This is a genomic window from Pseudoxanthomonas helianthi, from assembly GCF_017939625.1.
Classification (GTDB): Bacteria; Pseudomonadota; Gammaproteobacteria; order Xanthomonadales; family Xanthomonadaceae; genus Pseudoxanthomonas_A; species Pseudoxanthomonas_A helianthi.
In genome coordinates, this window is the sequence record NZ_JAGKTC010000003.1 from 121,573 (window position 1) to 147,864 (window position 26,292).

Annotated in this window: 26 protein-coding genes and 2 tRNA genes; 15 read left to right on the plus strand and 13 right to left on the minus strand. The window is 67.6% G+C overall.

Annotation, left to right across the window (positions count from 1 at the left end; genetic code table 11):
• The first annotated feature begins 3 nt into the window (after positions 1 to 3).
• The 3 genes from J5837_RS12565 to J5837_RS12575 are packed head-to-tail and all read left to right on the plus strand — an operon-like array spanning position 4 to position 4,205.
• A complete protein-coding gene (locus J5837_RS12565; RefSeq protein ID WP_210537120.1) occupies positions 4 to 3,075 on the plus strand; it encodes an efflux RND transporter permease subunit in 3,072 nt (1,023 codons plus the stop codon).
• Positions 3,072 to 3,770 carry a DUF4386 domain-containing protein gene (locus J5837_RS12570; protein ID WP_210537121.1) on the plus strand — a complete coding sequence of 233 codons (699 nt, stop codon included), beginning with the start codon at positions 3,072 to 3,074 and terminating at the stop codon, positions 3,768 to 3,770. The genes J5837_RS12565 and J5837_RS12570 overlap by 4 nt, the downstream gene beginning before the upstream one ends.
• 9 nt (positions 3,771 to 3,779) lie before the next feature.
• Positions 3,780 to 4,205 (plus strand): DUF6326 family protein, encoded by a 426-nt coding sequence (locus J5837_RS12575; protein WP_210537122.1) that lies wholly within the window; start codon positions 3,780 to 3,782, stop codon positions 4,203 to 4,205.
• A gap of 40 nt (positions 4,206 to 4,245) precedes the next feature.
• Here the strand turns inward: J5837_RS12575 and J5837_RS12580 are convergent, their stop codons facing one another.
• From J5837_RS12580 to J5837_RS12620, 9 genes are all read right to left on the minus strand, one after another.
• On the minus strand, positions 4,246 to 5,460 hold the full coding sequence (locus J5837_RS12580; RefSeq protein ID WP_210537123.1) for a TraB/GumN family protein: 1,215 nt from the start codon (positions 5,458 to 5,460) through the stop codon (positions 4,246 to 4,248).
• 163 nt (positions 5,461 to 5,623) lie between these two features.
• Complete coding sequence (locus J5837_RS12585) at positions 5,624 to 6,514, minus strand: alpha/beta hydrolase (protein ID WP_210537124.1); 891 nt, start codon at positions 6,512 to 6,514, stop codon at positions 5,624 to 5,626.
• A gap of 168 nt (positions 6,515 to 6,682) precedes the next feature.
• A complete protein-coding gene (locus J5837_RS12590; protein ID WP_210537125.1) occupies positions 6,683 to 7,318 on the minus strand; it encodes a TetR/AcrR family transcriptional regulator in 636 nt (211 codons plus the stop codon).
• 45 nt (positions 7,319 to 7,363) lie between these two features.
• Positions 7,364 to 7,894 (minus strand): GNAT family N-acetyltransferase, encoded by a 531-nt coding sequence (locus J5837_RS12595; protein ID WP_210537126.1) that lies wholly within the window; start codon positions 7,892 to 7,894, stop codon positions 7,364 to 7,366.
• A gap of 7 nt (positions 7,895 to 7,901) precedes the next feature.
• Complete coding sequence (locus tag J5837_RS12600; protein WP_210537127.1) at positions 7,902 to 8,786, minus strand: carbon-nitrogen hydrolase; 885 nt, start codon at positions 8,784 to 8,786, stop codon at positions 7,902 to 7,904.
• Positions 8,787 to 8,811: 25 nt separating this feature from the next.
• A complete protein-coding gene (locus J5837_RS12605) occupies positions 8,812 to 9,327 on the minus strand; it encodes a DUF1697 domain-containing protein (RefSeq protein ID WP_210537128.1) in 516 nt (171 codons plus the stop codon).
• An 11-nt stretch (positions 9,328 to 9,338) separates the two neighbouring features.
• Positions 9,339 to 10,370, minus strand: a complete 1,032-nt coding sequence (locus J5837_RS12610) for an agmatine deiminase family protein (protein WP_210537129.1) — start codon at positions 10,368 to 10,370, stop codon at positions 9,339 to 9,341.
• A gap of 61 nt (positions 10,371 to 10,431) precedes the next feature.
• On the minus strand, positions 10,432 to 10,890 hold the full coding sequence (locus J5837_RS12615) for a DUF2628 domain-containing protein (RefSeq protein ID WP_210537130.1): 459 nt from the start codon (positions 10,888 to 10,890) through the stop codon (positions 10,432 to 10,434).
• A 27-nt stretch (positions 10,891 to 10,917) separates the two neighbouring features.
• Positions 10,918 to 11,247 (minus strand): hypothetical protein, encoded by a 330-nt coding sequence (locus J5837_RS12620; RefSeq protein WP_210537131.1) that lies wholly within the window; start codon positions 11,245 to 11,247, stop codon positions 10,918 to 10,920.
• Positions 11,248 to 11,441: 194 nt separating this feature from the next.
• Between J5837_RS12620 and J5837_RS12625 the strand changes: the two genes are divergently transcribed.
• From J5837_RS12625 to J5837_RS12675, 12 genes are all read left to right on the plus strand, one after another.
• Entirely contained in the window at positions 11,442 to 13,784 is a 2,343-nt protein-coding gene (locus J5837_RS12625) for a DNA internalization-related competence protein ComEC/Rec2 (protein ID WP_244755944.1), read from the plus strand.
• A gap of 73 nt (positions 13,785 to 13,857) precedes the next feature.
• The gene (locus tag J5837_RS12630; RefSeq protein WP_210537132.1) at positions 13,858 to 14,499 is read left to right on the plus strand and encodes a MotA/TolQ/ExbB proton channel family protein; all 642 of its coding nucleotides are present in this window, start codon (positions 13,858 to 13,860) and stop codon (positions 14,497 to 14,499) included.
• 11 nt (positions 14,500 to 14,510) lie between these two features.
• Positions 14,511 to 14,933: an ExbD/TolR family protein gene (locus J5837_RS12635; protein WP_210537133.1), complete on the plus strand. Its 423-nt coding sequence runs from the start codon at positions 14,511 to 14,513 to the stop codon at positions 14,931 to 14,933.
• Entirely contained in the window at positions 14,930 to 16,678 is a 1,749-nt protein-coding gene (gene msbA / locus J5837_RS12640; protein ID WP_210537134.1) for a lipid A export permease/ATP-binding protein MsbA, read from the plus strand. The genes J5837_RS12635 and msbA overlap by 4 nt, the downstream gene beginning before the upstream one ends.
• On the plus strand, positions 16,675 to 17,691 hold the full coding sequence (lpxK, locus tag J5837_RS12645; protein WP_210537135.1) for a tetraacyldisaccharide 4'-kinase: 1,017 nt from the start codon (positions 16,675 to 16,677) through the stop codon (positions 17,689 to 17,691). Before msbA ends, lpxK begins: the two co-directional genes overlap by 4 nt.
• Positions 17,692 to 17,694: 3 nt before the next feature.
• Positions 17,695 to 17,817: a hypothetical protein gene (locus J5837_RS16525; protein ID WP_280518228.1), complete on the plus strand. Its 123-nt coding sequence runs from the start codon at positions 17,695 to 17,697 to the stop codon at positions 17,815 to 17,817.
• Between the two features lie 29 nt (positions 17,818 to 17,846).
• A complete protein-coding gene (gene kdsB / locus J5837_RS12650; RefSeq protein WP_210537136.1) occupies positions 17,847 to 18,611 on the plus strand; it encodes a 3-deoxy-manno-octulosonate cytidylyltransferase in 765 nt (254 codons plus the stop codon).
• On the plus strand, positions 18,608 to 19,096 hold the full coding sequence (locus tag J5837_RS12655; RefSeq protein ID WP_210537137.1) for a low molecular weight protein-tyrosine-phosphatase: 489 nt from the start codon (positions 18,608 to 18,610) through the stop codon (positions 19,094 to 19,096). Before kdsB ends, J5837_RS12655 begins: the two co-directional genes overlap by 4 nt.
• 70 nt (positions 19,097 to 19,166) lie before the next feature.
• A complete protein-coding gene (gene uvrC, locus J5837_RS12660) occupies positions 19,167 to 21,026 on the plus strand; it encodes an excinuclease ABC subunit UvrC (RefSeq protein WP_210537138.1) in 1,860 nt (619 codons plus the stop codon).
• Positions 21,023 to 21,676: a CDP-diacylglycerol--glycerol-3-phosphate 3-phosphatidyltransferase gene (pgsA, locus tag J5837_RS12665; protein ID WP_210537139.1), complete on the plus strand. Its 654-nt coding sequence runs from the start codon at positions 21,023 to 21,025 to the stop codon at positions 21,674 to 21,676. Before uvrC ends, pgsA begins: the two co-directional genes overlap by 4 nt.
• A tRNA-Gly gene (locus J5837_RS12670) sits at positions 21,667 to 21,742 on the plus strand. Before pgsA ends, J5837_RS12670 begins: the two co-directional genes overlap by 10 nt.
• A gap of 79 nt (positions 21,743 to 21,821) precedes the next feature.
• Positions 21,822 to 21,895 (plus strand) — tRNA-Cys (locus J5837_RS12675).
• Between the two features lie 142 nt (positions 21,896 to 22,037).
• Here the strand turns inward: J5837_RS12675 and J5837_RS12680 are convergent.
• The 4 genes from J5837_RS12680 to J5837_RS12695 are packed head-to-tail and all read right to left on the minus strand — an operon-like array spanning position 22,038 to position 26,273.
• Positions 22,038 to 22,814 (minus strand): DeoR family transcriptional regulator, encoded by a 777-nt coding sequence (locus J5837_RS12680; RefSeq protein WP_210537140.1) that lies wholly within the window; start codon positions 22,812 to 22,814, stop codon positions 22,038 to 22,040.
• Positions 22,815 to 22,846: 32 nt separating this feature from the next.
• Complete coding sequence (locus tag J5837_RS12685) at positions 22,847 to 24,139, minus strand: D-tagatose-bisphosphate aldolase, class II, non-catalytic subunit (RefSeq protein ID WP_210537141.1); 1,293 nt, start codon at positions 24,137 to 24,139, stop codon at positions 22,847 to 22,849.
• Positions 24,140 to 24,166: 27 nt separating this feature from the next.
• Positions 24,167 to 25,090: an ROK family protein gene (locus J5837_RS12690; protein ID WP_210537562.1), complete on the minus strand. Its 924-nt coding sequence runs from the start codon at positions 25,088 to 25,090 to the stop codon at positions 24,167 to 24,169.
• Positions 25,091 to 25,115: 25 nt separating this feature from the next.
• A complete protein-coding gene (locus J5837_RS12695) occupies positions 25,116 to 26,273 on the minus strand; it encodes an SIS domain-containing protein (RefSeq protein ID WP_210537142.1) in 1,158 nt (385 codons plus the stop codon).
• Positions 26,274 to 26,292: the final 19 nt, after the last annotated feature.

Genomic DNA, 26,292 nt, shown 5'->3' on the forward strand with positions numbered 1-26,292 from the left:
CGGATGAACATCACCGAGCTGTCCATCCGCCGGCCCGTCACCACCATCATGCTGTTCGTGTCGATGGTGGTGATCGGCCTGATCGCCTCGTTCCGCCTGCCGCTGGAGGCCGAACCCGAGGCGACGATTCCGTTCTTCTTCGTGCAACTGCCGTATGCGGGTTCCACCTCGGAAGAAGTGGAACGCAACATCGTGCGGCCGGTGGAAGAGGCGCTGGCCACGATGCCCGGCATCGAGTCGATGAACTCGCGCGCCAACGCCGAGGGCGGCTCGGTGCAGGTGCGGTTCAGCGACTGGGACAAGGACATCGCCATCGCCGCGTCCGACGCGCGCGAGCGCATCGACGCGATCCGCGACCAGTTGCCGGACGATTTCCGCCGCTACTTCGTCTACCGCTGGAGCACCAGCGACCGCGAGGCGATCAGCCTGCGCCTGAGTAGCAACATCGACCTGAGCGCGCGCGCCGACCTGATCGAACGCAGCATCAAGCAGCGCCTGGAGCGCCTGCCGGGCGTCGCCCGGGTCGAGGTGGAAGGCGTGGCCCAGCAGGAAGTGCTGGTGGCGTTGGACAAGGATCGCCTGACCGCGAACGGCGTGGCCTTGAACGATCTGGTGAAGCAGCTGCAGGCGGCGAATTTCTCCGTGTCCGCCGGCCAGATCACCGAATCCGGGCAACGCCTGCGGGTGCAGCCCAAGGGCGAACTGGCCCAGTTGCAGCAGCTGCGCGACCTGCGCATCGACAAGCGCGGCACGCGGCTGTCCGACGTCGCCGACGTCGACCTGAAGCCGCAGCGCATGGATTACGTGCGGCGCATGGAAGGCAAGCCCAGCGTCGGCGTGGACATCTACAAGGAACGCGCGGCCAACCTGGTCGACCTGTCGCGCTCCGTGCGCGAGGAAGTGAAGCTGCTGGAGCAGGATCCGGCGATGCAGGGCGTGAACATCGAGGTCACCGACGACCAGGGCCAGGCGGTGACCAGCTCGCTGCTGGCGCTGGCCGAGGCGGGCGCCATCGGCCTGCTGCTGTCGGTGATCGTGCTGTACGCGTTCCTGCGCCACTGGCCGTCCACGCTGATGGTGACCCTGGCCATCCCGATCTGCTTCATCATGACCCTCGGCTTCATGTACTTCACCGGCATCACGCTGAACATCATCTCGATGATGGGCCTGCTGCTGGCGGTGGGCATGCTGGTCGACAACGCGGTGGTGGTGGTCGAGAGCATCTACCAGGAACGCGAGAAGTACCCGGGCAAGCCGTGGCTGGCTTCGATCGTCGGCACCCGCCACGTGGCCATCGCGCTGTCCGCGGGCACGCTGTGCCACTGCGTGGTGTTCCTGCCGATGATGTTCGGCGAGAAGAACATCATCACCATCTACCTGTCGCAGCTGGCGGTGACGATTTCGTTCTCGCTGCTGGCCTCTTGGCTGGTCGCGATCAGCCTGATCCCGATGCTATCGGCGCGGATGAAGACCCCGCCGGCGCTGAAGTCGCCGTTCATCACCCGGCTGCAGCAGCGCTACGCGCGCGCCCTGCGCTGGACCCTGGAACACCGCGGCTGGAGCGTGGCCGGCATCCTGCTCATCACCGCGGCCAGTTTCTGGCCGATGACCCATACCCAGGGCGGCGGCGACGACAACGACCCCAGCGAGATCAACATCTTCTACCAGTGGAAGGGCGCCTATTCCAAGGAGGAAATGGGCAAGGAAGTGGCGCGGGTCGAAGCCTTCGTCAACGCCAACCGCAAGCCGTTCCACATCGAGCGCGTGTACAGCCGCTACAGCGAAACCGGCTGGGCGCAGACCCGGTTGTTCCTCGACATCGAGGATCCGGAGCTGAGCAAGAAGATCCAGGAGGACGTGCGCAAGGGCCTGCCGCAATCGGCGCGCGCCAAGATCGGCATCGGCTGGCCGGGCATGGACGACCCCAACGGCCAGGGCATCAGTTTCAGCCTGATCGGCGATTCGTCGCAGACCCTGCAGGAACTGGCCGAGGACGTGGTGCCGATGCTGGCGCGCAATCCGAAGCTGCGCGACGTGCGCGTGGATACCGGCGACGCCAATACCGAGCTGGCGGTGCGGGTGAACCGCGAACGCGCGGCCGCCTACGGCTTCAGTGCGCAGCAGGTGGCGCAGTACGTCAGCATGGCGTTGCGCGGCTCTTCGCTGCGCGACTTCCACCGCGGGGAGATCGAAATCCCGGTCAACGTGCGTTTCGCCGGCTCCGAGAACTACGGCGTCGAGGACCTGTCGACCTTCATGGTGCGCGCGCCCAACGGCAGCGAGGTGCCGCTGCTGGCGATGGTCGACGTCGGGGTCAATCCGGCCGCGACCTCGATCCAGCGCCAGAGCCGGCAGACCATGCTGAAGGTGGAAGCAAGCCTGGCCAAGGACGTGTCGATGCAGGACGCGCGCAAGGCCATCGAATCCACCTTGAACGGCATGCAGTTCCCGCCGGGCTACGGCTATACCTTCGAAGGCGGCGGCTTCAACATCAACTTCGACGGCATGGCGCAAATGCAGCGGGCGATCATGATCGCGCTGGTGCTGATGCTGGTGATCATGGCGGCGGTGTTCGAATCGCTGCTGTTCCCGCTGGCGATCATGTCCTGCGTGCTGTTCTCGATCTTCGGCGTGTACTGGCTGTTCTGGATCACCGGCACCGAGATGAACATCATGGCGGTGATCGGCATCCTGGTGCTGATGGGCGTGGTGGTGAACAACGGCATCGTGATGATCGAGCACATCAACAACCTGCGACGGCGAGGCTTGCCGCGCACCCAGGCATTGGTCGAAGGCAGCAAGGAACGCCTGCGCCCGATCATGATGACCATGGGCACGGCGATCCTGGCGATGATCCCGATCGCGTTGTCGACCAAGACCGCGGACGGCATGCCGCCGTACTACCCGATGGCCCGCGCCATCGCCGGTGGCCTGGCGTTCTCGACCGTGGTCAGCCTGCTGTTCCTGCCGACCATCTACGCGATCCTGGACGACCTGCGCATCGGTACGAAGCGCCTGATGGGCAGGGCGCGGATGACCCGTGCGCAGCGGCGTGAGGCGCAGGCCACGGCATGAACGGGAACGCCACCCTCGGTTTGCGGCGCGACGGACGCGTGGCCGGCGCCCTGTATCTCGTGGTGGTGCTGACCGGCATGTTCTGCCTGGCCTACGTGCCGTCGCAGTCGGGCGGCATGATCGCCGAGGCTGCCGCGCACGCGGGCCTGTTCCGTGCGGGCATCGCGGCGTTCCTGGCGATGCAGGTCGCCTTCCTGCTGCTGCCGTTCGCGCTGTATCGGGTGTTTGCCGACGTGAACCGAGGCGCCGCCACGTTGATGGTGGCGCTGGCCGCGGTCAGCGTGCCGATCGGCCTGGTGGCGGTGACGCACCGGATGGAAGCCTTGTCGCTGCTGGAAACCGCCGGTGCCAATGCCGCCGACTCGGCGAATGCCGCGTTCGCGCTGTGCCTGCAGCGTTATGGCCACGGCCTGCGCATCGCCAGCCTGTTCTGGGGATTGTGGCTGCTGCCGTTCGGCTGGCTGGTGTTGCGCTCCGGCCGGATACCGCGCGTGCTGGGCCTGCTGCTGGTGCTGGGCGGCGCGGGATATGTCGCGCAGGTATTCGGCGGGCTGGTGCCGCGCGTCGCGGATTCCGCGCTGATGGGCTACGTGCGCATGCCCGCAGCCTTGGGCGAAATCGGCAGCTGTTTGTGGCTGCTGGCATTCGGAGCGCGCGTCGGCCGCGGCGGTGCGCCGCAATCCTCATTGTCCTGAGAGCTCCCGATGCAGACGACCGCCCGTCCTTCGCGCGCACTGCTCGATCCGCCGCTGCCATTGCGGGTGAAGCTGTCCGCGCTGTGGGCCAGCCTGACCTTCTGTTACCTCTACGGCGATTATTTCGGGCTCTACAAGCCCGGGAAACTCCAGCACATACTGGACGGCGCAGGTCCGATGGGTCCGGCCAGCCAGGGTTCGCTGCTGTTCGTCGCGCTGTTGCTGGTGGTGCCCGGACTGATGGTGTTCATGTCGCTGGCGTTGCCAACGCGGCTCGCGCGCTGGTTCAACATCGGGCTCGCACTGTTCTATGCGGTCTTCGTGGCGATGACGATGCCCGGCGCATGGTGGTTCTACCTGGCCTACAGCGGCATCGAAATCATGCTGTGCGCGGTGATCGCATGGTTGGCGTGGCGCTGGCCACGCGCTGGTTAGAAGCAGCGCTCAGACCAGTTCCGTAGGTCGGGGTAATGCTTCAGATCAGCTTGCCCAGCATGCGCAGTCCGCCGGTCCACACGCCGATGGCGGTGCCCAGGCTGGTCAGGAAGAAGTTCAGCAGCACGCGCGCCACGCGGTTGCGATACCAGCCGCGCACGCTTTGCACGTCGTCGCGCAGGGCCAGGAAGTCCGCGTAGGTCGGTTTTCGCACGGTCGCTTCGACGAAGGCGCTGACCGTGCCCGAAGCCAATGCCGGGTGCAGTGGGGTGAGCGGCGAGGCGATGAAGGCGGCGAGGATGCTCAGCGGATGGCCGCCGGCGATGGCGCAACCCAGCGCGCCGAGCAGGCCGGTGGCCAGCACCCATTGCACGATCAGGTCCGCGCCGACATCGATGCCGCCTTTCCAGAAGCCCCAGGCGAAGCCGCCGATGACGAACGTGCCGATGATCAGTTCCATCCACGGCACGCGCGATTTCTGTTTCACCGTTTCCAGCTCGCGCTGCACTTGCTGCGGCGCGTCGCCGTCTTCGGCCAGGTGCCGGGCCATGCCCGAAAGGTGTCCTGCGCCGACCACCGCCAGCACCTCGCGCGCGCCGCTGCCGGGCAGTTCGCGCAGCTTCGCGGCCATGTAGCGGTCGCGCTCGGCGATCACCGTTTCGAACAACGCCGGGCTGCCGCTGGCGAATTCGCCGAAGCTCGATTCCAGCAGGTCGCCCTGCTTGAGCTTTTCGATTTCGTCGTCGGCGACTTCCTCGTCGGCGAACATCGCCATCATGATGCCGGCGCCGAGCTTGGCCCGCGTCCACCAGCCCAGCCTGGCGCGCACGCGGCGGAAGGTCAGGCCGACTTCGCGGTCGATCAGGCGCAGCGACAGGCCGCGTTCGCGTGCGTCCAGCGCGGCGGCTTTCAGTTCCGCGCCCGGTTCGACGCCGAGTTGTTCGGCCAACCGGCGCTGGTAAGCGGCCAGGGCGAGGTTGGCGGCGAACATCGCGGTCTTGCCTTCGCGGATCACCTTGATCAGGTCGAGCCGGGCCAGCGCGTCGGGGTCGGTCAGCGCCTGCAGGCGGCCTTCATCCAGCTCCACGGCGACGGTATCGAAGGCGCCGCTGGCGACGGCTTCGCGCACCGCGTCGATGCTGGCCTTGGAGACGTGCGCGGTGCCGAGCAGGGTGTAGCGCACGCCGTCGCGTTCGACGACCTTGTGCGGTTGCTGTTGCCAGGGCGTCGGTTCGGTGGAAAGCGGGGTTTGCAAGCGGATTTCTCGAGGCGGCGCCGGTTGCTTCGCCGGATATGCCGACGGCGCCGATAAGCGCCGTCGTCGGGGAAGCGGGCGGGGCGGCTAGGGTAGGGCCTCCGCGCCGGCAACGGAAGCGACCCGCGGGGCGGCGGTTCAGGCTGGCCGCCCCGGTTTTCGATCAGCAGGCGCCTTCGAAATAGCGATCGAGTTCGTTCCGGGCGTCGGCGGGCACGACGACCGGCGCAGTGGTCTTTGGTGCCGGGCCGAAAAAATTGGCGACCTGTTCGACCACACCCGGCTCGCGCAGCAGCTTGCGGTGGCCGAGGCCCTGGGTCGGCAGCAGGCGCGCGTCCGGCCAGGTTCGCGCGATGGCTTCGCTATGCGCGAAAGCCACCTCGCGGTCGCCGCGGTCATGCACCAGCAGCAAGGGCGGCACCGCGCGCAACGGCGGCAGGCCGGTGATGTCGAAATCGCTCCACGGCCGCTGGAACCGCGCTTCGACCATGCGCACGAAACGCGTCATGGCCTCGTCGCTGGCGCCGATGCTGCGACCGAACGGCGCGAACGCAGCGGATGGCTGCGCGAACGGCGACACGAAGGCGAGCTTCGCCGGCGCGGACCAGCCTTCGCGCATTGCCAGCGCCATCACCGCGCAACCGCCGGAATGGGCGATCGCTCCCGCCAGCGGGCCGGCGTCGGCGGCGACCGTGCGCATGGCCTCCGCGATCTCGAAGAAGGTCACCCGCCTGCCGCCCAAGCGGCTCGGCGCCGAAGCGCCATGCGCCGGCGCGTCGAACGCGACGACCCGGTAGCCGGCGGCCAGCAATGGTTCGACGAAGGCGTGCAGTTGCCCGGCGTGGCCACCCCAGCCATGCACCAGCAGGATGGTCGGTCCTTCGCCCCAGCTCCAGGCGACGACTTCGCGCCCGTGCACGCGATGGTGCAGGCGCGTACCCGCTTGCAACCGCTCGCGGGCTTCCGCACTCGGCTGCGTGCGCGGTGCTGAGAACCACAGGCGGTCGACCACCCGCGCGGCCAGCGATGGGCTGAGCCGGCTCAAGGCCTTCATGCCCGAATGAATGGTCGCCAGCCGCCAGTCCGCTTTCAGCCATGAATCGGCCGGTGTTCGCGCCTTGGATGGTGATGGTGGTGCTTCGAGGATGGACGATTCTTCGATACGAACGGTCGTGCTATTTTTGGAGTGTACGAATTCCATGGCGACAACCTCGACGTGGGTTCAGGCGGTGGGGGAGTAGCTGCGGATCAGGCGTTCGAACGCCCGCTGGCTGCGTTCGGCGGCGGCGGCATAGCCGGTGAGGCCGGCATCGTGGTGCAGGGCCAGGGCCAGCCCGTAGAGTTCGAAGGCCAATTGCGCCGGCTCGGTGTCGGCCGCGAGTTCGCCATTGTCGATGGCCAGTTGCGCCGCACGCGCCAACTGGTCGCGCCAGTCGGCTTCATGGCGTAGCAGGCGATCGCGCACCGGACCGGGGCGGTCGTCGAACTCGCTGGCCGCGGCCAGGAACAGGCAGCCGCCGTCGTCGCTATGGCGCACCCAGTCGAACCAGTTGGCCACGATCGCACGCAGGCGCTGCAGCCCGCGCGGCGCCTTCAGTGCCGGCACCAGCACGTGCTGGATGAAACGTTCGCCGGCGGTATCCAGCGTGGCCAGTTGCAAGTCTTCGCGCGAACCGAAGTGGGCGAACACGCCGCTCTTCGACATGCCGACCTGTTCGGCCAATCCGCCGATGGTCAGGCCGTCCAGGCCTTGCACGCAGGCCAGCAGGTAAGCCCGCGCAAGGATGGCATCGCGCGTCGCTGCGCCTTTCGACGCGGCACGACGGGAAGCGGGGGCGCTGGCGGTAGCTGGTGACATGCCGGCATAAAAGCACGACCGTTCGTATTTTGCAAGCCGGCGGGCTCAGCCCGGGCTGGGACCCGTATCGGTGCCCTCGCCGAGCGCCCGTTGCATGAACACCGTGTCCAGCCAGCGCTGCTGTTTCCAGGCGATGCCGGGGAAGGTGCCGATATGGCGGAAGCCGAAGCGCTCGTGCAGGCGGATCGACGCGGTGTTGGTCGGCTCGCCGATCACCGCGATCATCTGGCGGAAATCGCGCGCCTCGCATTCGGCGATCAGCTTTTCCAGCAACGCAGCGCCGATGCCGCGTCCCTGCATGCCTGCGGCGACATAAACCGAGTTCTCCACCACCCAGTGGTAGGCGGCACGCGAGCGGAACCCGCTGGCATAGGCATAGCCGACGACTTCGCCGTCCAACTCGGCCGTCAGGTACGGGTAGCCACCCGCCAGCACGGCGCGCATCCGCCGCAGCATTTCCGCTGCGTCCGGCACGTCGTATTCGTAGGTATTGACGAAGTCGCGCACCTCGACCGCGTAGATCGCGGCGATGGCGTGAATGTCGGCTTCGGTGGCGTCGCGGACGACTAGGTTCATCGAACGATCAATCGATGTAGCGCTTGAGCAGGCCGTCGTAGGCATCGATGCGGCGGTCGCGCAGGAACGGCCAGATCCGGCGCACGTGTTCGCTGCGCTGCATGTCGACCTCGGCCATCAGGATCGTCGGCTCGCCACCGGCTTCGGCGACGAACTCGCCCTGCGGTCCCAGCACATGGCTGTTGCCCCAGAAATCGATGCCGGCCGCGTCGAGCGGCGAAGCCTCGTGGCCGACGCGGTTGCACGACAGCACCGGCAGGCCATTGGCGACGGCATGACCGCGGTGGCTCAGCACCCAGGCGTCGCGCTGGCGGTTCTTCTCGGGCTGTTCGTCCGAAGGATCCCAGCCGATCGCGGTCGGGTACAGCAGCATCTCCGCACCGGCCAGCGCCATCAGGCGCGCGGCTTCCGGATACCACTGGTCCCAGCACACCAGCACGCCGAGGCGGCCGACCGAGGTGTCGATCGGCTGGAAGCCGAGATCGCCCGGGGTGAAGTAGAACTTCTCGTAGAAGCCCGGGTCGTCCGGGATATGCATCTTGCGGTACTTGCCGGCGGTGGAGCCATCGGCGTCGAACACCACCGCGGTGTTGTGGTACAGCCCGGCGGCGCGGCGTTCGAACAGCGAACTGACCAGCACCACGCCGTGCTGTCTGGCCAGCTTGCCGAGGCGTTCGGTGCTGGGGCCGGGAATCGGTTCGGCCAGGTCGAATTCGCCGACCGACTCATGCTGGCAGAAGTAGGCGCCGTTGTGCAGCTCCTGCAACAGCACCAGCTTGGCGCCGCGCTTCGCGGCCTCGGCCACGCGGGTTTCGATCACGGCCAGGTTGGCCTCGGCATCGCCGTGGTTCTTTTCCTGGACCAGGGCGACGGGCAGGGTCTTGGTCTTCATCCGCGCATTGTATTCGCTGGCCGTCTCAGGCAGCCGCGCACTTCCTGACCGTGTCCCAGGTGCGGGTGGTGATTTCGCCACCGAAAGTGCGCTCCAGCAGGGCCATGAAGGCGGGATTGCCCGGTTGCGGGGTGTACGCGGTGAGGATTTCCAGCCCGCGCATCGCCAGGATGCGCGCGCCGTTCTTTTCCATCGGAAGGGCGAGCCGGGCCGTGGGCGGTTCGCGCAGGAAGGTCACGACCTTTTTCGCTTTCTCGGGCAGGTGCAGGGACGCGAAGGGATCGGCCTCGATCAGCGCCTGCAAATGGCTTGCAGGCCGCACCACGGTCCAGAAGCTGCGGTCCAGCGACTGCGCCATCGCCGCTTCGATCTTGCGGGCGAGCGACAGCTCGGAGCGCTTCGGCGAATCGAAGGCGACGTTGCCGCTCGACAGCAGGGTTCTGACATTGCCGAAGCCGGCGTCCTCGAAGCAGCGCTTCAGCTCCGGCATCTTCGCGTTCATCGGGCTGACGCCCCGCAGCAAGGCGATGTAACGCGGCATGGCGGTGTCGCCTAGACCAGGCCTTCCGGCAACTGCATGGTGATGCAGTGCAGGCTGCCGTTCTGCCAGATCAGGGGTCGGCAGGGAACCTGCACGATCTCGCGGCCGGGAAAGGCTTCGCCCAGCACCGCGGCGGCCCTGGCATCGGCCGGATCGCCGTAGGCGGGCATCAGCACGGCGCCGTTGACGATCAGGAAGTTGGCGTAAGAGGCGGCCAGGCGTCGACCATTGTCGAGGATGGGCTGCGCCCATGGCAGCGGGAACAATCGGTACGGCCGACCGTCGGCGGTGCGCAGCGCGGCGATGTCGTCGGCCATCGCCTGCAGTTCGGCGTGGTGCGAATCGGCCGGGTCGTCGCAGGCCTGGAACACGATGGCGTCGTCCGGGGCGAAGCGGGCGAGGGTGTCGATGTGGGCGTCGGTGTCGTCGCCTTCCAGATAGCCGTGGTCCAGCCACAGCACCCGGTCCTGCTGCAGCCAGCCGGCCAGCTTTTCGGTCAGTTCTTCGCGGCTGGCGCCGGGATGGCGTTCATGCAGGCAGTGCCAGGTGGTCAGCAGGCTGCCCGAGCCATCGGTTTCGATGGCGCCACCTTCCAAAGCAAAATCAATGCTTTGCACGAAATAGTTGTGAAACAGGTTCATCCCGGACAGTTCGCCTACCAGACGGTCGTCGCGACTGGCTTCGAACTTGCCGCCCCAGCCGGTGAAGCGGAAGTCGAGCAGCTTGAAGCGACCGTCGTGGCGCAGGCTGATCGGGCCGGAATCGCGCAGCCAGGTGTCGTCGTACTCGACGTTCGAAATGAAGCGGACCCGGTCCATGTCGATGCGGGCCGAGCGCAGTCGCGCTTCGGCATAGGTCTGCAGGTCGTCGTCGGCCACGCAGACGATCGCGCGCTGGAAGCGAGTGATCGCGGCGACTAGGGCGACGTAGGTTTCCTCGACCTCGCCCAGCCGCTCGGCCCAGTCGGTATCGGCGTGCGGCCATGCGATCAGGATCGCGGATTGGGGTTCCCATTCCGCGGGGAAACGGTAGGCGGGGCTCATGAGAATCTTTGTTTTGGGGGAAGGTCGGCAGTCTAAGCCAAGCGCGTCAGCCCCGGAATCTTCACAGCCAGGGCGCATTCCCCAGAACGATTTTTCTGTAATAGCCGACGTTGATGCGCGAGGCGTAGATCGCGGCCATGCCTATGGCGACGGCAGCGCGCGGGTTGATGCCGATCGCGGCCAACAACATCAGAACCAGGATGGTAATGCCGAGATACACCAATCCTTGCCGCCACAATCCCTTGACGAAGTAATGAATCGGGCCGAACAGAACGGCAAGCAGGTAGGCGAGCCAGTTGAATCCGATTTTCATCCGTTCGGCGGATGGCAAATTGCGGATCAAGGGAAGGTCCGGTCCTCCTGCCTTCTCGATCAGTCGGAATCTCTCTTTCCAGAATTCGGAAACATCTAGTCGCGCAATCGGGTCCGGCGTGCTGCGCCGAACCGTCGCGTCAGCCGCGGTCTGCGGCGGGGCATACGGATTGTTCGCAAACGGGTTGTTGTTGTAAGGGTCATTCATTTCGCATCCTTGCTTGTTTGTGAAGTGCTACCTGATCGGCGGCTTCGGCCCGACCTCATCCGCGCTGGCCTGGTTGGCCACCACGTCGATCACCTTGTTCTTCTCGAAGTACACGGTGAAAGTCGGATAGACCCAGCGGTTGATCGTCGGCCACTGGCGCTTCTGGCCGCCGCGCGGTTCCAGCTTCTGCTGCGGGGCGCCGAAGCGGGATTCGACCTGCGCGGCTGTTTGCCCGCGCACCGGCACGGAACCGGCCGGCAATTCCTTGGTCCGGTCGATCAGCAAGGTGTCGGCGCCGGCGGCAAAGGACAGGCCCAGCAGGGCCAGCAAGGGCAGGGTGTAGGTTCGACGGCTCATGGTGGTGCTCCCCGGATGAGGGGGCCTTTATAGCAAACGGATCGTGCCAAGACCTTGCCCGATGCACGGTTCCGGCGCGTCGAGGCGAGCGGGTCGGATTATCCCTACCGATCGGGGCGGCGTGCGCCGATGGCAGGGCAACGCCGGACGCGGATCATGGCGTCGTCAGGCAGGGAGGCCGAACGATGTTTCGCATGCGTCACGACATGTCCGCTCGCGTGCCGTGGTTCGGCATTGCGGCGTCGGCCGGATTGCTGGCCGGGGTCGTGGCATGCCTGTGGTTGCCGACGTTGGCGCCGTGGCCCGTGCGGGCGGTGTGCATGGCTGCCGGGGCGGCGCTGGCCCTGCGCAAGCCAGGATTGCGCTGGTTGGGCTTGGCCCTGGTAGGTTTCGGCTGGGCGGGACTGCATGCTGGCTGGGTGCTTTCGACGCAATTGCCGGCGCGGCTGGAGAAGCGGGAACTCGCCATCAGCGGGCGCATCGTCGACCTGCCGCAGAGCGAGCCGCGCCGCACGCGTTTCCAGTTCCGCGTCGATGATAGCCAGAACCAGTTGCCGGAACTGCGCGGCAAGCGCCTGCAGCTGGCGTGGTACGACGACTACGACGCCGTCGAGCTGGGTCCGCGCACGCAACTGCGGGCCGGCGCGCGCTGGCGCTTCAACGTACGCCTGCGCGCGCCGCGCGGGTTGCGCAATCCCGGCGGTTTCGACAGCGAACGTTATGCCTTGGCCCAGCGCATCGCCGCGACCGGGTATTTGGTCGATGCGGAAACCGCGCGACAGCTCGCGCCACCCTCCGGCTTGCAGGCCTGGCGCGAAAGCGAATCCGCGCGCATCGCCAAGGGCACGCCCGCTGCCTCGTCGCGCTTCGTTCGTGCGCTGGCGCTGGGCGATACGCGCTTCCTCGACGACGCCGATTGGCAGGTGCTGCGCGCCGCCGGGCTGACCCATCTGATCGCGATTTCCGGCTTCCATGTCGGCCTGGTCGCCGGCTTCTGCGCGCTGCTCGGTGCAGGGTTGTGGCGATTGTTTCCCGTGTTCGCCCGGCGGATGCCGCGGCCGCAGGTGGCAGCCGTATCCGCCTTCGTGGGCGCGGCGGGTTATGCGGCGGTAACTGGATTCGCGCTGCCGACGCTGCGCACCGGCCTGATGATTGCCGTGGTGGTGGTGGCGCGTTGTGGGCGACGGCCGTTGCGCGCGCTGGATGCGCTTGCGCTTTCGTTGATCGCGGTGCTGGTTTGCGATCCGCTATCGGTTCTGGCGGCGGGCTTCTGGCTCAGCTTCGGCGGCGTCGCCTGGCTGGTCTGGTGCCTGCCGGGCGAACGCACGCGGTCGCTGTGGCGCGAGTTCCTGTCCGCGCAAGGCGTGGCGACGCTGGGCCTGTTGCCGCTGACCGTGGTGTTGTTCGGCCAGGCTTCGCTGGTCGGTCCGCTGGCGAATCTGGGCGCGATTCCGTGGTGGAGCCTGGTGGTGGTGCCGCTTTCATTGTTCGGCACCGGCCTGGACGTGCTGCACGCGGGTTGGGGCGATTGGGCGTGGAAGCTGGCGGCCGCATGCTTCGAACCAAGCTGGCAGGTTTTCTCCGCCATGGCCCGCAGCCGTTTCGCCCTTTACTGGATGTCGGAGCCCGCGTGGTATGCGTTGCCGTTGGCGCTGCTGGGGGCGTTCTGGCTGTTGCTGCCGCGCGGCGTGCCGGGCAAGGCGCTGGCCGCGATGCTGTGGTTGCCGATGCTGTGGCCGGACCGCGACCTCCCGGAGCCCGGTGCGGTGCAGCTGACGGTGATCGACGTGGGGCAGGGCCTGTCGGTGCTGGTTCGCACCCATGACCATGCCTTGCTGTACGACACCGGCCCGGCGGTGCCCGATGGTTTCGATGCCGGGGAGCGCGCGGTGTTGCCCACGCTGCATGCGTTGGGCGTGGCGAGGCTGGATCGCGTCGTGGTCAGCCACGGCGACAACGATCACGCCGGCGGCTTCCAGGCTGTGCAACGGGGCATGCCGGTGCTGGACAGCCTGACACCGGCAGGGTCGCCGGTGCCGGCGCGACACGCCTGCGCAGTCGGACAGGTCTGGGAATGGAGCGGCGTGAAATTCCGTTTCCTGCATCCCACGCCGCATTTTCCATATCTGAAGAACGAAGCCAGCTGCGTGTTGCGGGTGGAATCTGCCCATGGTGCGGCGTTGCTGACTGGCGACATCGGCGGCGTGATCGAACGCGAGCTGGTCCGCCGTGCTGCACGCGACCTGCGTGCCGACGTGGTGCTGGCCCCGCACCATGGCAGCGGCGGGTCTTCCGATCCGGCCTTCGTCGCTGCGACGCAAGCGAAGGTGGCGATCGTCTCGGCCGGCTATGCCAACCGCTTCGGTCATCCACGGCCGCAAGTGGTGGAGCGCTGGCGCGAAGCCGGTGCGGAAGTGCTGAACACCGCTGACAGCGGCGCGATCACGGTCTGGCTGGACCGGCACGGCCCGGGCGTGCGCGAGCGTCGGCGCTGGCAGGCACGGCTGTGGGATGCGGCGGCATTGCGCGGCGATTGACGCCGTTCCACGACGGCTGCAGCCATGAACTATCCTATGGCCTTCGCTTAACGGCCCGGGGCCGGAGGATTGCGTGCTGGAACTGGTCAAGGCCGGCGGTTGGCCGATGATTCCCCTGCTGCTGCTCGCGGTATTGGCCCTGGCCATCGTGGTGGAACGCTTCTGGAGCCTGCGGCGCAAGGAAGTGCTGCCGCCCGGCCTCGGCGACGAAGTGCGTCGCTGGGCGTCCGGCGGGCAGCTCGATCCGGCGCACATCGAAACCCTGCGCCGCAATTCGCCGCTGGGTGCGCTGCTGGCCGCCGCGCTGGACGTGCGCGACCGCCCGCGGGTGCTGATCCGCGAGCGCATCGAGGACACCGGCCGCCACCAGGTCCATCGCATGGAGCGTTTCCTCAACGCGCTGGGCACCATCGCCGCGGCGGGACCGCTGCTGGGCCTGTTCGGCACCGTGGTCGGCATGATCCAGATGTTCCTCGGCATCCTCGACCACGGCATCGGCGACGTGAACCAGCTCGCCGGCGGCATCGGCAAGGCCTTGGTCTGCACCGCCACCGGCATGATCGTGGCGATCCCGGCGTTGGTGTTCCATCGCCATTTCCGCAGTCGCGTCGCCGGCTACGTCATTGAAATGGAGCGCGAAGCCACCACCTTGCTCGATACGCTGGACGACAAGAACGGCGCATTGGCCCGCGTGCGCGGCGCGAATCAACGCTGAACCGACCGACGATGCGCATCCGCGACGACCGTGCCCACGACGAACCGGAGATCAACCTGATTCCGTTGATCGACGTCATCCTGGTGTTGATCATTTTCTTCGTGGTCACCACCACCTTCGACGCGCGTTCGACCCTGAAGCTGCAACTGCCGACCGCCACCGGCGAACCCGCCGAAGCGCAGTCGCAGCCGCTGAGCGTGTTGATCAACGCCGAGGGACGCTATTTCGTCGGCGACCACGAAGTGCTGCGCACCGACGCCGACGCGCTGAAGCAGGCCGTCGCCCAGTTGGGCGGCACCGACCACGAGCGCCCGGTGCTGCTGCGCGCCGACGCGCGCGCGCAGACCCAGGCGGTGATCACCGCGCTGGACGTGCTGGGCCAGCTCGGTTTCCGCAACGTGCAGTTCGCCACCGCGCCGGAGCAGAAACGGTGAACGAAAGGCCATCGCCGTGGCAAACCTACCGGCGCCTGCTCGGTTTCGCCAAGCCGTATCGGGGGCTGCTGGGACTGGCGTTCGTGGCCGCGTTGGTCGAAGCCGGCGGCAGCGCGGCCTTCGCCAAGCTGATGGAGCCGATCACCAATCGCACGTTCGAAGCGCGCGACGTCGACAACATCTGGGTGCTGCCGGCGTTGATCGTGCTGGTGTTCCTGGTGCGCGGCTTCGCCGGCTTCGTCACCGACCTGGCCATGGGCCGTTCCGCACGCAGCATTGCCCGCGACCTGCGCGTGGGCGTGCTGGGCAAGTACCTGCGCATGTCCGGCTTGCGCTTCGATACCGAGCCGGTGCCCTCCATGCTGATCCGGCTGGGCTCCGACAGCGATCAGGTGTCGCAGGCGGCCGTCGACGCGATGAAGGTCATGATCCAGCAGGCCCTGCAGGCCTTGTTCCTGCTCGGCGTGATGCTGTGGACGAGCTGGCTGGTGACGTTGTCGATCCTGCTGCTGGCGCCGCCGCTGGCCTGGGTGATGAACAAGGTGGCGCGCCGCTACCGCAAGGTCAGCCACCGCATCCAGGAAAGCAGCGGCAACCTGCTGCAGGCCGCGGACCAGGCGTTGTCCAACCAGCAGGAAGTGAAGGTGTACGGCGCCCAGGCCGCGGAAACGGCGCGCTACCGCACGCTGGCCGACATCAACCTGAATCTGGCGATGAAAGTGGAAACCACGCGTGGCGTGGCGACCGCCGTGGTGCAAACCATGGGCGCGGTCGGCCTGGCCGTGCTGCTGCTGATCGCCGGCCTGGAAGCGCAGGCCGGCCGGCTGACCGCGGGCGCTTTCTTCACCCTGCTGCTGTCGATGGCCGGCATCATCCCCGCGCTGCGGCAGCTGACCAACGTGCAGAACATGCTGCAGCGTGGCGTGGCCTCGGCGGAACGCCTGTTCGACGTGCTGGATGCGCCCGACGAAACCGACACCGGCACGCTGCCGTTGGCGCGAGCGCAGGGCCAGCTCGAATTCCGCAACGTCACCGCACGCTATCCCGGCGCGACGCGGCCGGCGATCGAGAACATCAGCTTCGTCGCGAGCCCCGGCACGGTCACCGCCATCGTCGGCCGTTCGGGCAGCGGCAAGTCCACGCTGGTCAAGCTGATCCCGCGCTTCTACGAAGCCGAAAGCGGACAGATCCTGCTCGACGGCCATGGCGTGCAGGACTACCGCCTCGCCGACCTGCGCCGGCAGATCGCCCTGGTCGGGCAGCAGGTGATGCTGTTCGACGGCAGCGTCGCGGACAACGTGGCCTACGGCGAACTGGCCCAGGCCGGGCAGCCGGCGTTGGAACAGGCGGTACGCGGCGCCAACGCCATGGAGTTCGTCGAGACCCTGCCGGACGGCCTGCAGGCGCAGATCGGCGCCAAGGGCGGCCGGCTTTCCGGCGGCCAGCGCCAGCGCCTGGCCATCGCCCGCGCGATGCTGAAGGACGCGCCGATACTGATCCTCGACGAGGCTACCGCCGCGCTCGACAACGAATCCGAACGCCTGGTGCAGAACGCATTGCAGAAGTTGATGCCGGACCGCACGACCCTGGTCATCGCGCACCGGCTTTCGACCATCGAACACGCCGACCAGGTGCTGGTCCTGGACCAGGGCCGGTTGGTGGAGCAGGGCACCCACGCCGAATTGCTGGCGCGCGGCGGGCTGTACGCGCACCTGCACGGCATGCAGTTCCGCGAGGCCGAGTGAGCAAGTCGAAACAGCAAACCCCTGCGTACTGGTATGGCGAAGGCACCGTGCCCGCGCATGCGCAGGCACTAGCGGCGGTGTACGCGCGCGCCATCGCGTTGCGCCGGCGCCTGTTCGCGAAGAACCTGCTGAAGTCGCAACGCGTGGGCGTGCCGGTGATCGTGGTCGGCAACGTCAGCGTCGGCGGCACCGGCAAGACCCCGTTGACCGTCGCCATCGTGCAGCGCCTGCGCGAGGCCGGCTGGAATCCCGGTGTGGCCAGCCGCGGCTACGGTCGCGCGGACGAAGCGACCCCGCGCTGGGTCGATGCGAAGACTTCGCCGGACGAAGGTGGCGATGAGCCGGTGCTGATCGCACGGCGCACCGGGGTGCGCGTGCGCGTGGACCGCGATCGTGTCGCCGCTGCGCGCGAGCTGGCCGCCGCCGGCTGCGACGTGGTCGTCTGCGATGACGGCCTGCAGCACTACCGCCTGCAACGCGACATCGAGATCGAAGTGATCGATGCCGCGCGCCGTTACGGCAACGGCCGCCTGCTGCCGGCGGGACCGCTGCGAGAGCCGGCCGAACGCGGCGGCGAGTGCGACTTCCGCGTGCTCAACCTGGGCATGGGCGCGGGCGAGGCGGGCTTCGGCGAATGGCCGATGCATCTGCGCGTCGAGGGTGCCGTGCCGATGCGCGGCGGGCGCCTGCGCCCGCTGTCGGCGTTCTCGGGCCAGCGCGTGCATGCGGTGGCCGGCATCGGCAATCCGCAGCGCTTCTTCTCGATGCTGCGCGAACAGGGCCTCGGCGTGGTGCCGCACGCCTTCGACGACCATCACCGCTACACCCGGCAGGACCTGGCTTTCGGCAGCGAACTGCCGGTACTGATGACCGAAAAGGATGCAGTCAAGTGCGCGGCCTTCGCCACCGACTGGGATTACAGCGTGCCGGTGAACGCGGAATTGCCGGAGGCGTTCTGGGTGGCGTTGTTGGACAGGCTGGCGGCCGCGAACGCGCGTGCGAAAAAAGGATGAGCCTTGAGAATCGTCATCCCGGCGAAAGCCGGGATCCATTTTGCTGTTGCTTTCAGCAATGAAACCGACGAAGAATCAAAATCAAGATGGATCCCGGCTTTCGCCGGGATGACGAACCTGAACTGATCGCGCCCCGTACTGATCCACGAGCCACCATGACCGACTTCGTCGTTGCCATTCCCGCCCGCTATGCCTCGACCCGCCTGCCGGGCAAGCCGTTGCGCGAGATCGGCGGCGTGCCGATGGTGCTGCGCGTCGCCCGTCGTGCGCTGGATGCCGGCGCGCGCGAGGCGTGGGTCGCCACCGACGATGAACGCATCGCCGAAGCCTTGCAGGGCAGTGGCGTGCGCGTGGCGATGACCGCCGCCAGCCATGTTTCCGGCAGCGATCGCTTGGCCGAATGCGCGGATATCGCCGGTTGGAACGACGACGCCATCGTGGTCAACCTGCAGGGCGACGAGCCGTTCGCGCCGGCGGCAGGCATCCGCAAAGTCGCGGAAACGCTGGAGGCCAGCGGCACGGAGATGGCCACGCTGGCCGCGGAAATCGTCGATCCCGACGAGTTCTTCGACCCCAACGCGGTCAAGCTGGTACGCGATGCCAACGGCAACGCGTTGTACTTCAGTCGCGCGCCGATCCCATGGCACCGCGATGCCTTCGCCCAGGACCGTCGCGCGCTGATGCCTGGCGAATGCCTGCGCCATATCGGCATCTATGCCTATCGCGCCGGCTTCCTGCGCCGTTTCGCCGCGCTGCCGCCGGGGCGGCTGGAGAAGGTCGAATCGCTCGAGCAATTGCGTGCGCTGGAAGCGGGGTTCCGCATCGCTGCGGCGTTGACTCCCGAGCCGTTCCCACCCGGGGTCGACACCGAAGAAGACCTGCACCGGGCCGAGGCGTGGCTGGCCGGGCGGGGCGGATGAAGCTGCTCGCGGTGTGCCTGGGCAACATCTGCCGTTCGCCGATGGCCGAAGGGGCGCTGCGAGCGCGCCTGGACGCGGCCGGGCTGGACTGGGTGGAAACCGATTCGGCCGGTACCGGCGGCTGGCATGCCGGCGAAGCGCCCGACCGGCGTGCGATCGCCTGCGCGCGCGGGCACGGAGTCGATATCGGCGGTTTGCGCGCACGCAAGTTGAAGGCTTCCGATTTCGAATATTTCGACTGGCTGCTGTGCGCGGACGTGCAGAACCTGATCGATGCGCGTCGCATCGCACCCATCGGACTCGCCGAAAAGGCCGTGCTGTTGCTCGACTGGGCTGGCGTCGAACCCGAAGGCGAAGTCGCCGACCCGTATTACGGCGATACGAGCGATTTCGAACGCACCTGGACCGAGGTCGACGCTGCCGCGCAACGCATCGCCGTGCGCATCGGAAATACGCAGGAGCGTGTTTCGTGGGAGCGGCCATAGCCGCGATTGGATATCCACGAAAAGGCCTCATCGCGGCCATAGCCGCTCCCACGAGGCATAATCCCGATCGATGAGTTCCACCGCCGCCAACGATTTCGACGGCAAGGCCTTCGCCGCCGGCCTGAGCACCGCGCCGGGCGTGTACCGCATGTACGCGGCCGACGGCAGCCTGCTGTACGTGGGCAAGGCCGGTGCGCTGCGCAAGCGCGTCGCCAGCTACTTCAACAGCTCGCCGAAGACGCCGCGCACGCTGGCGATGCTGGCCCAGGTCGCGCGGATGGACGTGACCGTCACCCGTACCGAGGCCGAGGCGCTGCTGCTGGAAAACCAGCTGATCAAGTCGCTCGTGCCGCGCTACAACGTGATGCTGCGCGATGACAAGAGCTACCCATACGTGCTGCTGACCCAGGAGCCATGGCCGCGCATCGCCATGCATCGCGGCCCGCGCGCGGTGCCGGGGCGCTATTTCGGTCCGTATCCGGCGGTGGGCGCGGTGCACGAAACGCTGAACGTGATGCAGAAGCTGTTCAAGCTGCGCAACTGCGAGGACAGCGTGTTCCGCAATCGCTCGCGGCCGTGCCTGCAGTACCAGATCGGCCGGTGCAGCGCGCCGTGCGTGGGCCTGGTGCCCGCGCCGGAATATGCCGAGGCGGTGCGTCGCGCCACGCTGCTGCTGGACGGCCGCAGCGACGAGCTGACCGGCGAGCTGACCGGGGCGATGGAAGCGGCCAGCGCGCGCCTGGATTTCGAGCAGGCCGCGCGCCTGCGCGACCTGGTCGCCAGCATCCGCAGCCTGCAGGCGCGCCAGTACGTCGACGGCCACGCCGCCGACCTCGACGTGCTCGCCTGCGCGATGCAGGGCAGCGCGGCCTGCGTGTTGCTGCTGGCGTTCCGCGACGGCCGCAACCTCGGCACGCGGGCCTTCTTTCCCCGGACCAACGGCGAGGACAGCGCCGGCGAAGTGCTGGCGGCGTTCGTGTCGCAGTACTACGCCGAGCAGACGCCGCCGGCCGAGATCGTGCTGGATCGCGAGATCCCCGATGCGGAACTGATCGAAGCGGCGCTGGGCGCGGCGGCCGGGCGCAAGGTGCAGTTGAAGTGGAACGTGCGCAGCGAACGCGCCGGCTACCTCGACCTGGCCCGGCGCAATGCCGAAGTCACCCTGGCGACGGAACTGTCCAGCCGCGACGCGCAGCACGCGCGCAGCGAGGCCTTGCGCGAGCTGCTCGACTTGCCCGAGCCGGCCAAGCGGATCGAGTGCTTCGACATCAGTCACACCATGGGCGAAGCGACCGTGGCTTCCTGCGTGGTTTTCGACGCCGCCGGGGCGGTGCGCGGGCAGTACCGCCGCTACAACATCACCGGCATCGAGCCGGGCGACGATTACGCGGCGATGCGCCAGGCCCTGGATCGCCGCTTCCGTCGCGCGGTGGAAGAGGGTGGGGTGCTTCCCGATGTGCTGTTGATCGACGGCGGCGCGGGGCAGCTGGCGCAAGCCAAGGCCGCATTGGCCGACCTCGGCATAGACAGCGTGGTGCTGGTCGGCGTGGCCAAGGGCGAGGAGCGCCGGGCCGGCCACGAGACCCTGGTGCTGGCCGACGGCCGCGAAGTGCGGCCGGGCGCGGCTTCACCCGCGCTGCAACTGATCCAGCAGGTGCGCGACGAGGCGCACCGCTTCGCCATCACCGGCCATCGCGGCCGCCGGCAGAAGGCGCGCATGACCAGCCGGCTCGAGGACATCGAAGGCATCGGTCCGCGCCGCCGCGCCAGCCTGCTGAAGCATTTCGGCGGATTGGCGGGACTGAAGGCCGCCGGCGAGGACGAAATCGCCCGCGTCGAAGGCATCAACGCCGCGCTCGCCGCGCGAATCTACGCTAACCTGCACGGGCTGGCGCCGCCCGTGTCGCCATCCTCGACCGGCAACGAATGAAGTTCACCATCCCCACCTGGCTGACCCTGCTGCGCATCGTGCTGATCCCGGTGCTGGTGGTGGTGTTCTACCTGCCTTACCGGTGGACGAATTTCGCCGCGGTGTTCGTGTTCGTGCTAGCCGCGGTCACCGATGCGCTGGACGGCTGGATCGCGCGCCGCTACGAGCTGCATTCGGCCTTCGGGGCCTTCCTCGATCCGGTCGCGGACAAGCTGATGGTCGCGGTGTCGCTGTTCCTGATCGTGCAGGGCCATCCGACGCCGTGGATGGCGTTCTGGGCCGCGGTGATCGTCGGCCGCGAAATTGCGGTGTCGGCGCTGCGCGAATGGATGGCCGAAATCGGCCAGCGGGCCAAGGTCAAGGTCGCGACCATCGGCAAGATCAAGACCATCGCGCAGATGGTCGCGCTGGGCTGCCTGCTGTATTCGGTTTCGCCGCAGCAGCAGTTCGACCCGGGCGCCGGGATCTGGCTGGGCAAGGCGGTTTTCCACGTCGGCGACTGGCTGCTGGCGGTGGCCGCGGTGCTGACGTTGTGGTCCGGGGTCCAGTACCTGCACGCGGCGTGGCCGAGTTTGCGCGCGGATGAACAAGCGGCTGTTGACAGTTCCAGAAAGGACGGTAGAATTTCGCGCCTCACCCCGCGGGAATAGCTCAGTTGGTAGAGCACGACCTTGCCAAGGTCGGGGTCGCGAGTTCGAGTCTCGTTTCCCGCTCCAGTTTTCGCAAAGCCCCGGCCAAGCCGGGGTTTTGTTTGTCGGCGACGCCATCTGCGCTATGGTGTCGCCGGACGTCACCGGCCTGGTGGCAGAGTGGTCATGCAGCGGACTGCAAATCCGCGTACGCCGGTTCAATTCCGACCCAGGCCTCCACAAATTGGTGGAAGAAAAAAAGCCCGCAGAGCTGCGGGCTTTTTCATTTTGGTGTTCCCGCTGTTGTAGGAGCGCCCTTCAGGGCGCGACGAGATAACCGGTCGCGCCCTGAAGGGCGCTCCTACGAGTCGTCGATCGGATCTCAGGGCACCGGATCGACGACGATCACCTCGATGCCTAACCGCTGCAGCCCCTCGCGATACTCGGTGCTGATGCCGGGATCGGTGATCACGGTGTGGACCTGGTCGAGCAGGGCGATGCGGTGCAGGCTGACCCGGCCGAATTTCGATGCGTCGGTCAGCACCACGACTTTGCGCGCGCGTTCGACCATGCGGTGGTTGAGGCTGGCTTCCGCTTCGTGGTGCGTGGTCAGGCCGAACTGCAGGTCGAATCCGTCCACGCCCAGGAACAGCGTGTCGAAACTGTAGGGGCCCAGGCTGGCCTCGGCCTGGCTGCCCTGCAGCGACAGCGCCTGCTTGCGCAGCAGGCCGCCGGTCATGCGCAGTTCGACGCCGGGCGCGTTGGCCAGCTCCCAGGCGACGTTGAGGCCATTGGTCATCACGATCACGTTCTGGTGCAGGCGCAGGTGCTGCGCCAGCATCATCGTGGTCGAACCCGAATCGATGATGATGCTGTCGCCCGGCTTGACCAGCCGCGCCGCGCAGGCGCCGATCGCGTCCTTCAACGGATGGTTCAGCTCGTCCTTCTCGTGGATGTCCTGTTCCTGCGGCGGCGTGCGCACCAGTGCCGCGCCGCCGTGGTTGCGCGTGGCCAGGCCCTGCGACTCGATGTGGGTCAAGTCGGCGCGGATCGTCACCGACGACACGCCGAAGCGTTCGACCAGGTCGGAAACGTGCACGACGCCGTGCTGGATCAGCAACTGCATGATCTGTTCGCGGCGTTGGCGGGTGTTGCGCATTTCGGATCCCCTTTCGATGCTGGAACGCGCGCTCAGCGCGGGCCGGCCGCGTTGCGCGCGCAGGCGCGGGCGTACTCGGCGAGGCGGCCGAAGACCTTGTGCCGGACCAGGGCCAGCGGTTCGGCCTGCAGCCTGCCTTCGACCACGGCCCGGTACTGCTCGGGCAGGTACTGGCTGAGCAGGGTCGAAGGCGGCGCGTGGCGGCGCAGGTTGTCGACCAGCCGGTCCACCGCCTTCTTCACCTCGGCGTCGCCCCAGTAATAGCGGCAACGGTCGCTCAGCGCATAGCGGCGCAACAGGCGCAGTTCGCGTTCGTCGCCATGGTAATGGTTCCGCCAGTCCTTGGGGCGCTCGACCATGCGGCGGTCGAGGGTATCGACCAGGTTCGAGCGTTCGGATTCGGGCAGCAGCTCGTCCTCGATCCTCGCCAGCGCGAACAGCGCCTCGCGCAAGGCGAAGGTCGCCGCGGGGCCGACCTTGAGGATGGCGAAATGATCGCGCACCAGCGCGTGCAGCGAGGCTTCGGTCTGGTAGTCGGTGGAATGCGCCTCGAACACGATGCGCGGCTGCCGTTCGAGGAAATCCGACAACGCGGCTGCCGCGGCGGGCGCGTAGTGCTGCACGTCGCTGTGGTCGAAATCGACACCGGGTTGCACGACCATCGCGATCACCCGCTGCCATGCCTCCTGCAGATCCGGCGCGGCAAAAGCCTGGCGATGGATTTCCAGCGTCTTCGCCGCGGCCTGTGGCGTGGTCACTTGCACACCGCCGCCCAGCGAGCTTTCGCCGCCCGGCACCGGCACCTCGGTGCCGATCACGTACACCGGCGGCGGCAGGCCGGCGTCGGCCGCGGTGGTCTCGGCGATGCGCGCCAGTTCGGCCGAACGCGCGGCGACGGTTTCGTCGGGAAGCGGAGTCGGATCGTCCGCGCAGGACATGCTGCAGTCGAGGTGGATCTTGTGGAAGCCCGCGGCGACATAGGCGCGGATCAGTTCGCGCGCGTTGACCATCGCGTCCTCGGCGGGAAGCTTCTGCCACGCGTTCGGGCCGAGATGGTCGCCGCCCAGGACCAGGCGTTCGGCCGGGAAGTCCTGCGCGCGCGCCAATGCCAGCACGTAATCGCGGAACTGCGCCGGATTCATGCCGGTGTAGCCGCCGAACTGGTCGACCTGGTTCGACGTCGCCTCGATCAGCAACACCGTGTCGTAATCCCGGGCCACCTGCATCGCCGCCAGCAGCACCTGTTCATGGCTGCAGCAGACGCTGTAGATGCCGACGTTGTCGCCGCGACGGTGGGTGTCGATGAGGGCCTGGATCGGGGACAAGGCGAAAGCTCCGGAAGAATGGGGAAGTCAGTGCGCCTGGCTGCGTTGGCGCGCGAGCAGCGCTGCGCCGCGCGCACCGCCGGCGTCGCCGAATTTCGGCGGCAGGATCGGCGGCACGCTGGCGCTCTTGAACAAGTGCGCGGCAATGGCAGAGGGCAGGTCGCGATACAGCGATTCGAGTTTGGACAGGCCGCCACCGAGGACGATGACATGCGGATCCAGCGCCATCACCACGCCGGCCAGCGCATGGCCGAGCAGGTCGCGATGGATGTCCAGCGCGCATTGCGCCGAGGCGTCGCCGGCCTGCGCCTGCGCGACCACGGTGCTGGCTTCGGCCGAATCGCCGCCCAGGTGCCGATGCAGTTGCGCGAGGCCGCTACCGGACACATAGCGTTCGACGCAGCCGCGCAGGCCGCAGGGGCAGTCGTATACCGGCAGCGAATATTCCTGCAGCAGGGTCGCCGGCGCGGTCCAGTGTCCCCATTCGCCGGCCATGCCGTTGCATCCGGCCACCAGCCGACCTTCGATGCAGAAACCGCCGCCGGCGCCGGTGCCGAGAATCGCGCCGAACATGCTGGGATAACCGTCGGCCGCACCGCCGTTGGCCTCGGACACGGCGAAACACTGCAAGTCGTTGCCCTGGTGCAGCGGGCGCTGCAGGCGCTGTTGCAGGTCATGGCCGACGCGTTGCCCGGTCAGCGCGGGCACATTGGCGCTGAGCTGGCGGCCGTCGCGATCGACCACGCCGGGGACGCCGACGCCGACCGCGCGGCAAACGCCGTCGAGTCCCGCATCGGCTTCGCCGACCAGCGTTTCCACCGCGCGCAGGAACGCATCGTAGTCCTGCGTCGGCGTCGCCAGGCGCGCGCGGTACACGACCTGCAAGTCCTCGTCGCAGGCGACCAGCTCGATCTTGGTGCCGCCGATATCGATGCCATACCAGAGCGGCATCGCGGTCGCGCCCACCGGTTCGGTTTCAGCCATGGCGATGGATCGTAACGCCCTGGACGACGCGATTGACCGTGCCGTCCGGGAACGGATTGTCGGGAGTGAAGCCCAGCGCGGCCGAACGATGCAGTGCATAACGCTGGGCGAAGCCGAGCCACAGCGGCGCCAGCCAGGCGTCCGGGAGTTCCGTGGAAACGGCCAGGGCGAAATCGTCGGTTTCGCCGGCCACCTGCGGGCCGACCGACAGCACGCGGCCCGCCACGCCGTCGCGGCGCAGTTCGTCGAGCAGGTCCTGCTCATAGCGGCGCGCCAGCGGCTGCGCACTGCGCAGGACCACCACCAGCGTTTCGCCGTCGAGCAGCGACTTGGGGCCATGGCGGAAACCGAGCGGCGTGTTGGCCAGCGCCGGTATCCGCCCCGCGGTCAGTTCCAGCAACTTCAATGAAGCCTCGCGGGCGGCGGCTTCCAGCGGGCCGCTGCCGAGGTAGATCACGCGCGAATGCGGCTGTCGCGCCAGTTCGGCGACTGCCGCTTCCCATTCGTTCGCGGACTTGCGGCCCAACGCAGCGAGCGCGTGCAGGCGTTCGAGCCGTTGCGGCCATGGCGCCTCGTCGAAGGCGGCCAGCGCGGCCAGCAGCATGCAGGTCAGGCTGCTGGTCATGGCGAAGGCGCGGTCGCAGCTGGCCGCCGGCATCAGCAGGGTGTAGGTATCGGCGCGGCCCTGGCCGCGGCGGGCGAGTTCGCCGTCCGGATTGCAGGTGATGTCGAGGAAGCGCGCCTCGGTCACGCTGTCGCGGACCAGGTCCACGACGGCGACGCTCTCCGGACTGGAGCCGCTGCGTGCGAACGAGACCAGCAAGGTGGGCCGGTCGCGCTGCAGGTACAGCGCGGGATGGGTCAGCAGGCTGGTGGTGTGGATCGCGCGGATTTCGGCCGGCCATTGCGCGTTGATCGCGTCGGCGGCCATTTCGGCGATGAAACCCGAGCTGCCTGCGCCGGTGAACACGACGCGATTCCCCGGCTTGCGCAGCCAGTCGCCGAGGAAGCTTTCCAGCGGCGCGCGCGCCGCTTCCAGCAAACCCGCCAGCTCATCCCACAACGCGGGTTGCTGGGCGATTTCGGCGGCGGTATCGCTTCCGCCGAGGCGTTGCCAGGCGGAGAGGTCGGGGAGCGTATTGGCGTCCATTCTCGATTCCAGTTGGGCC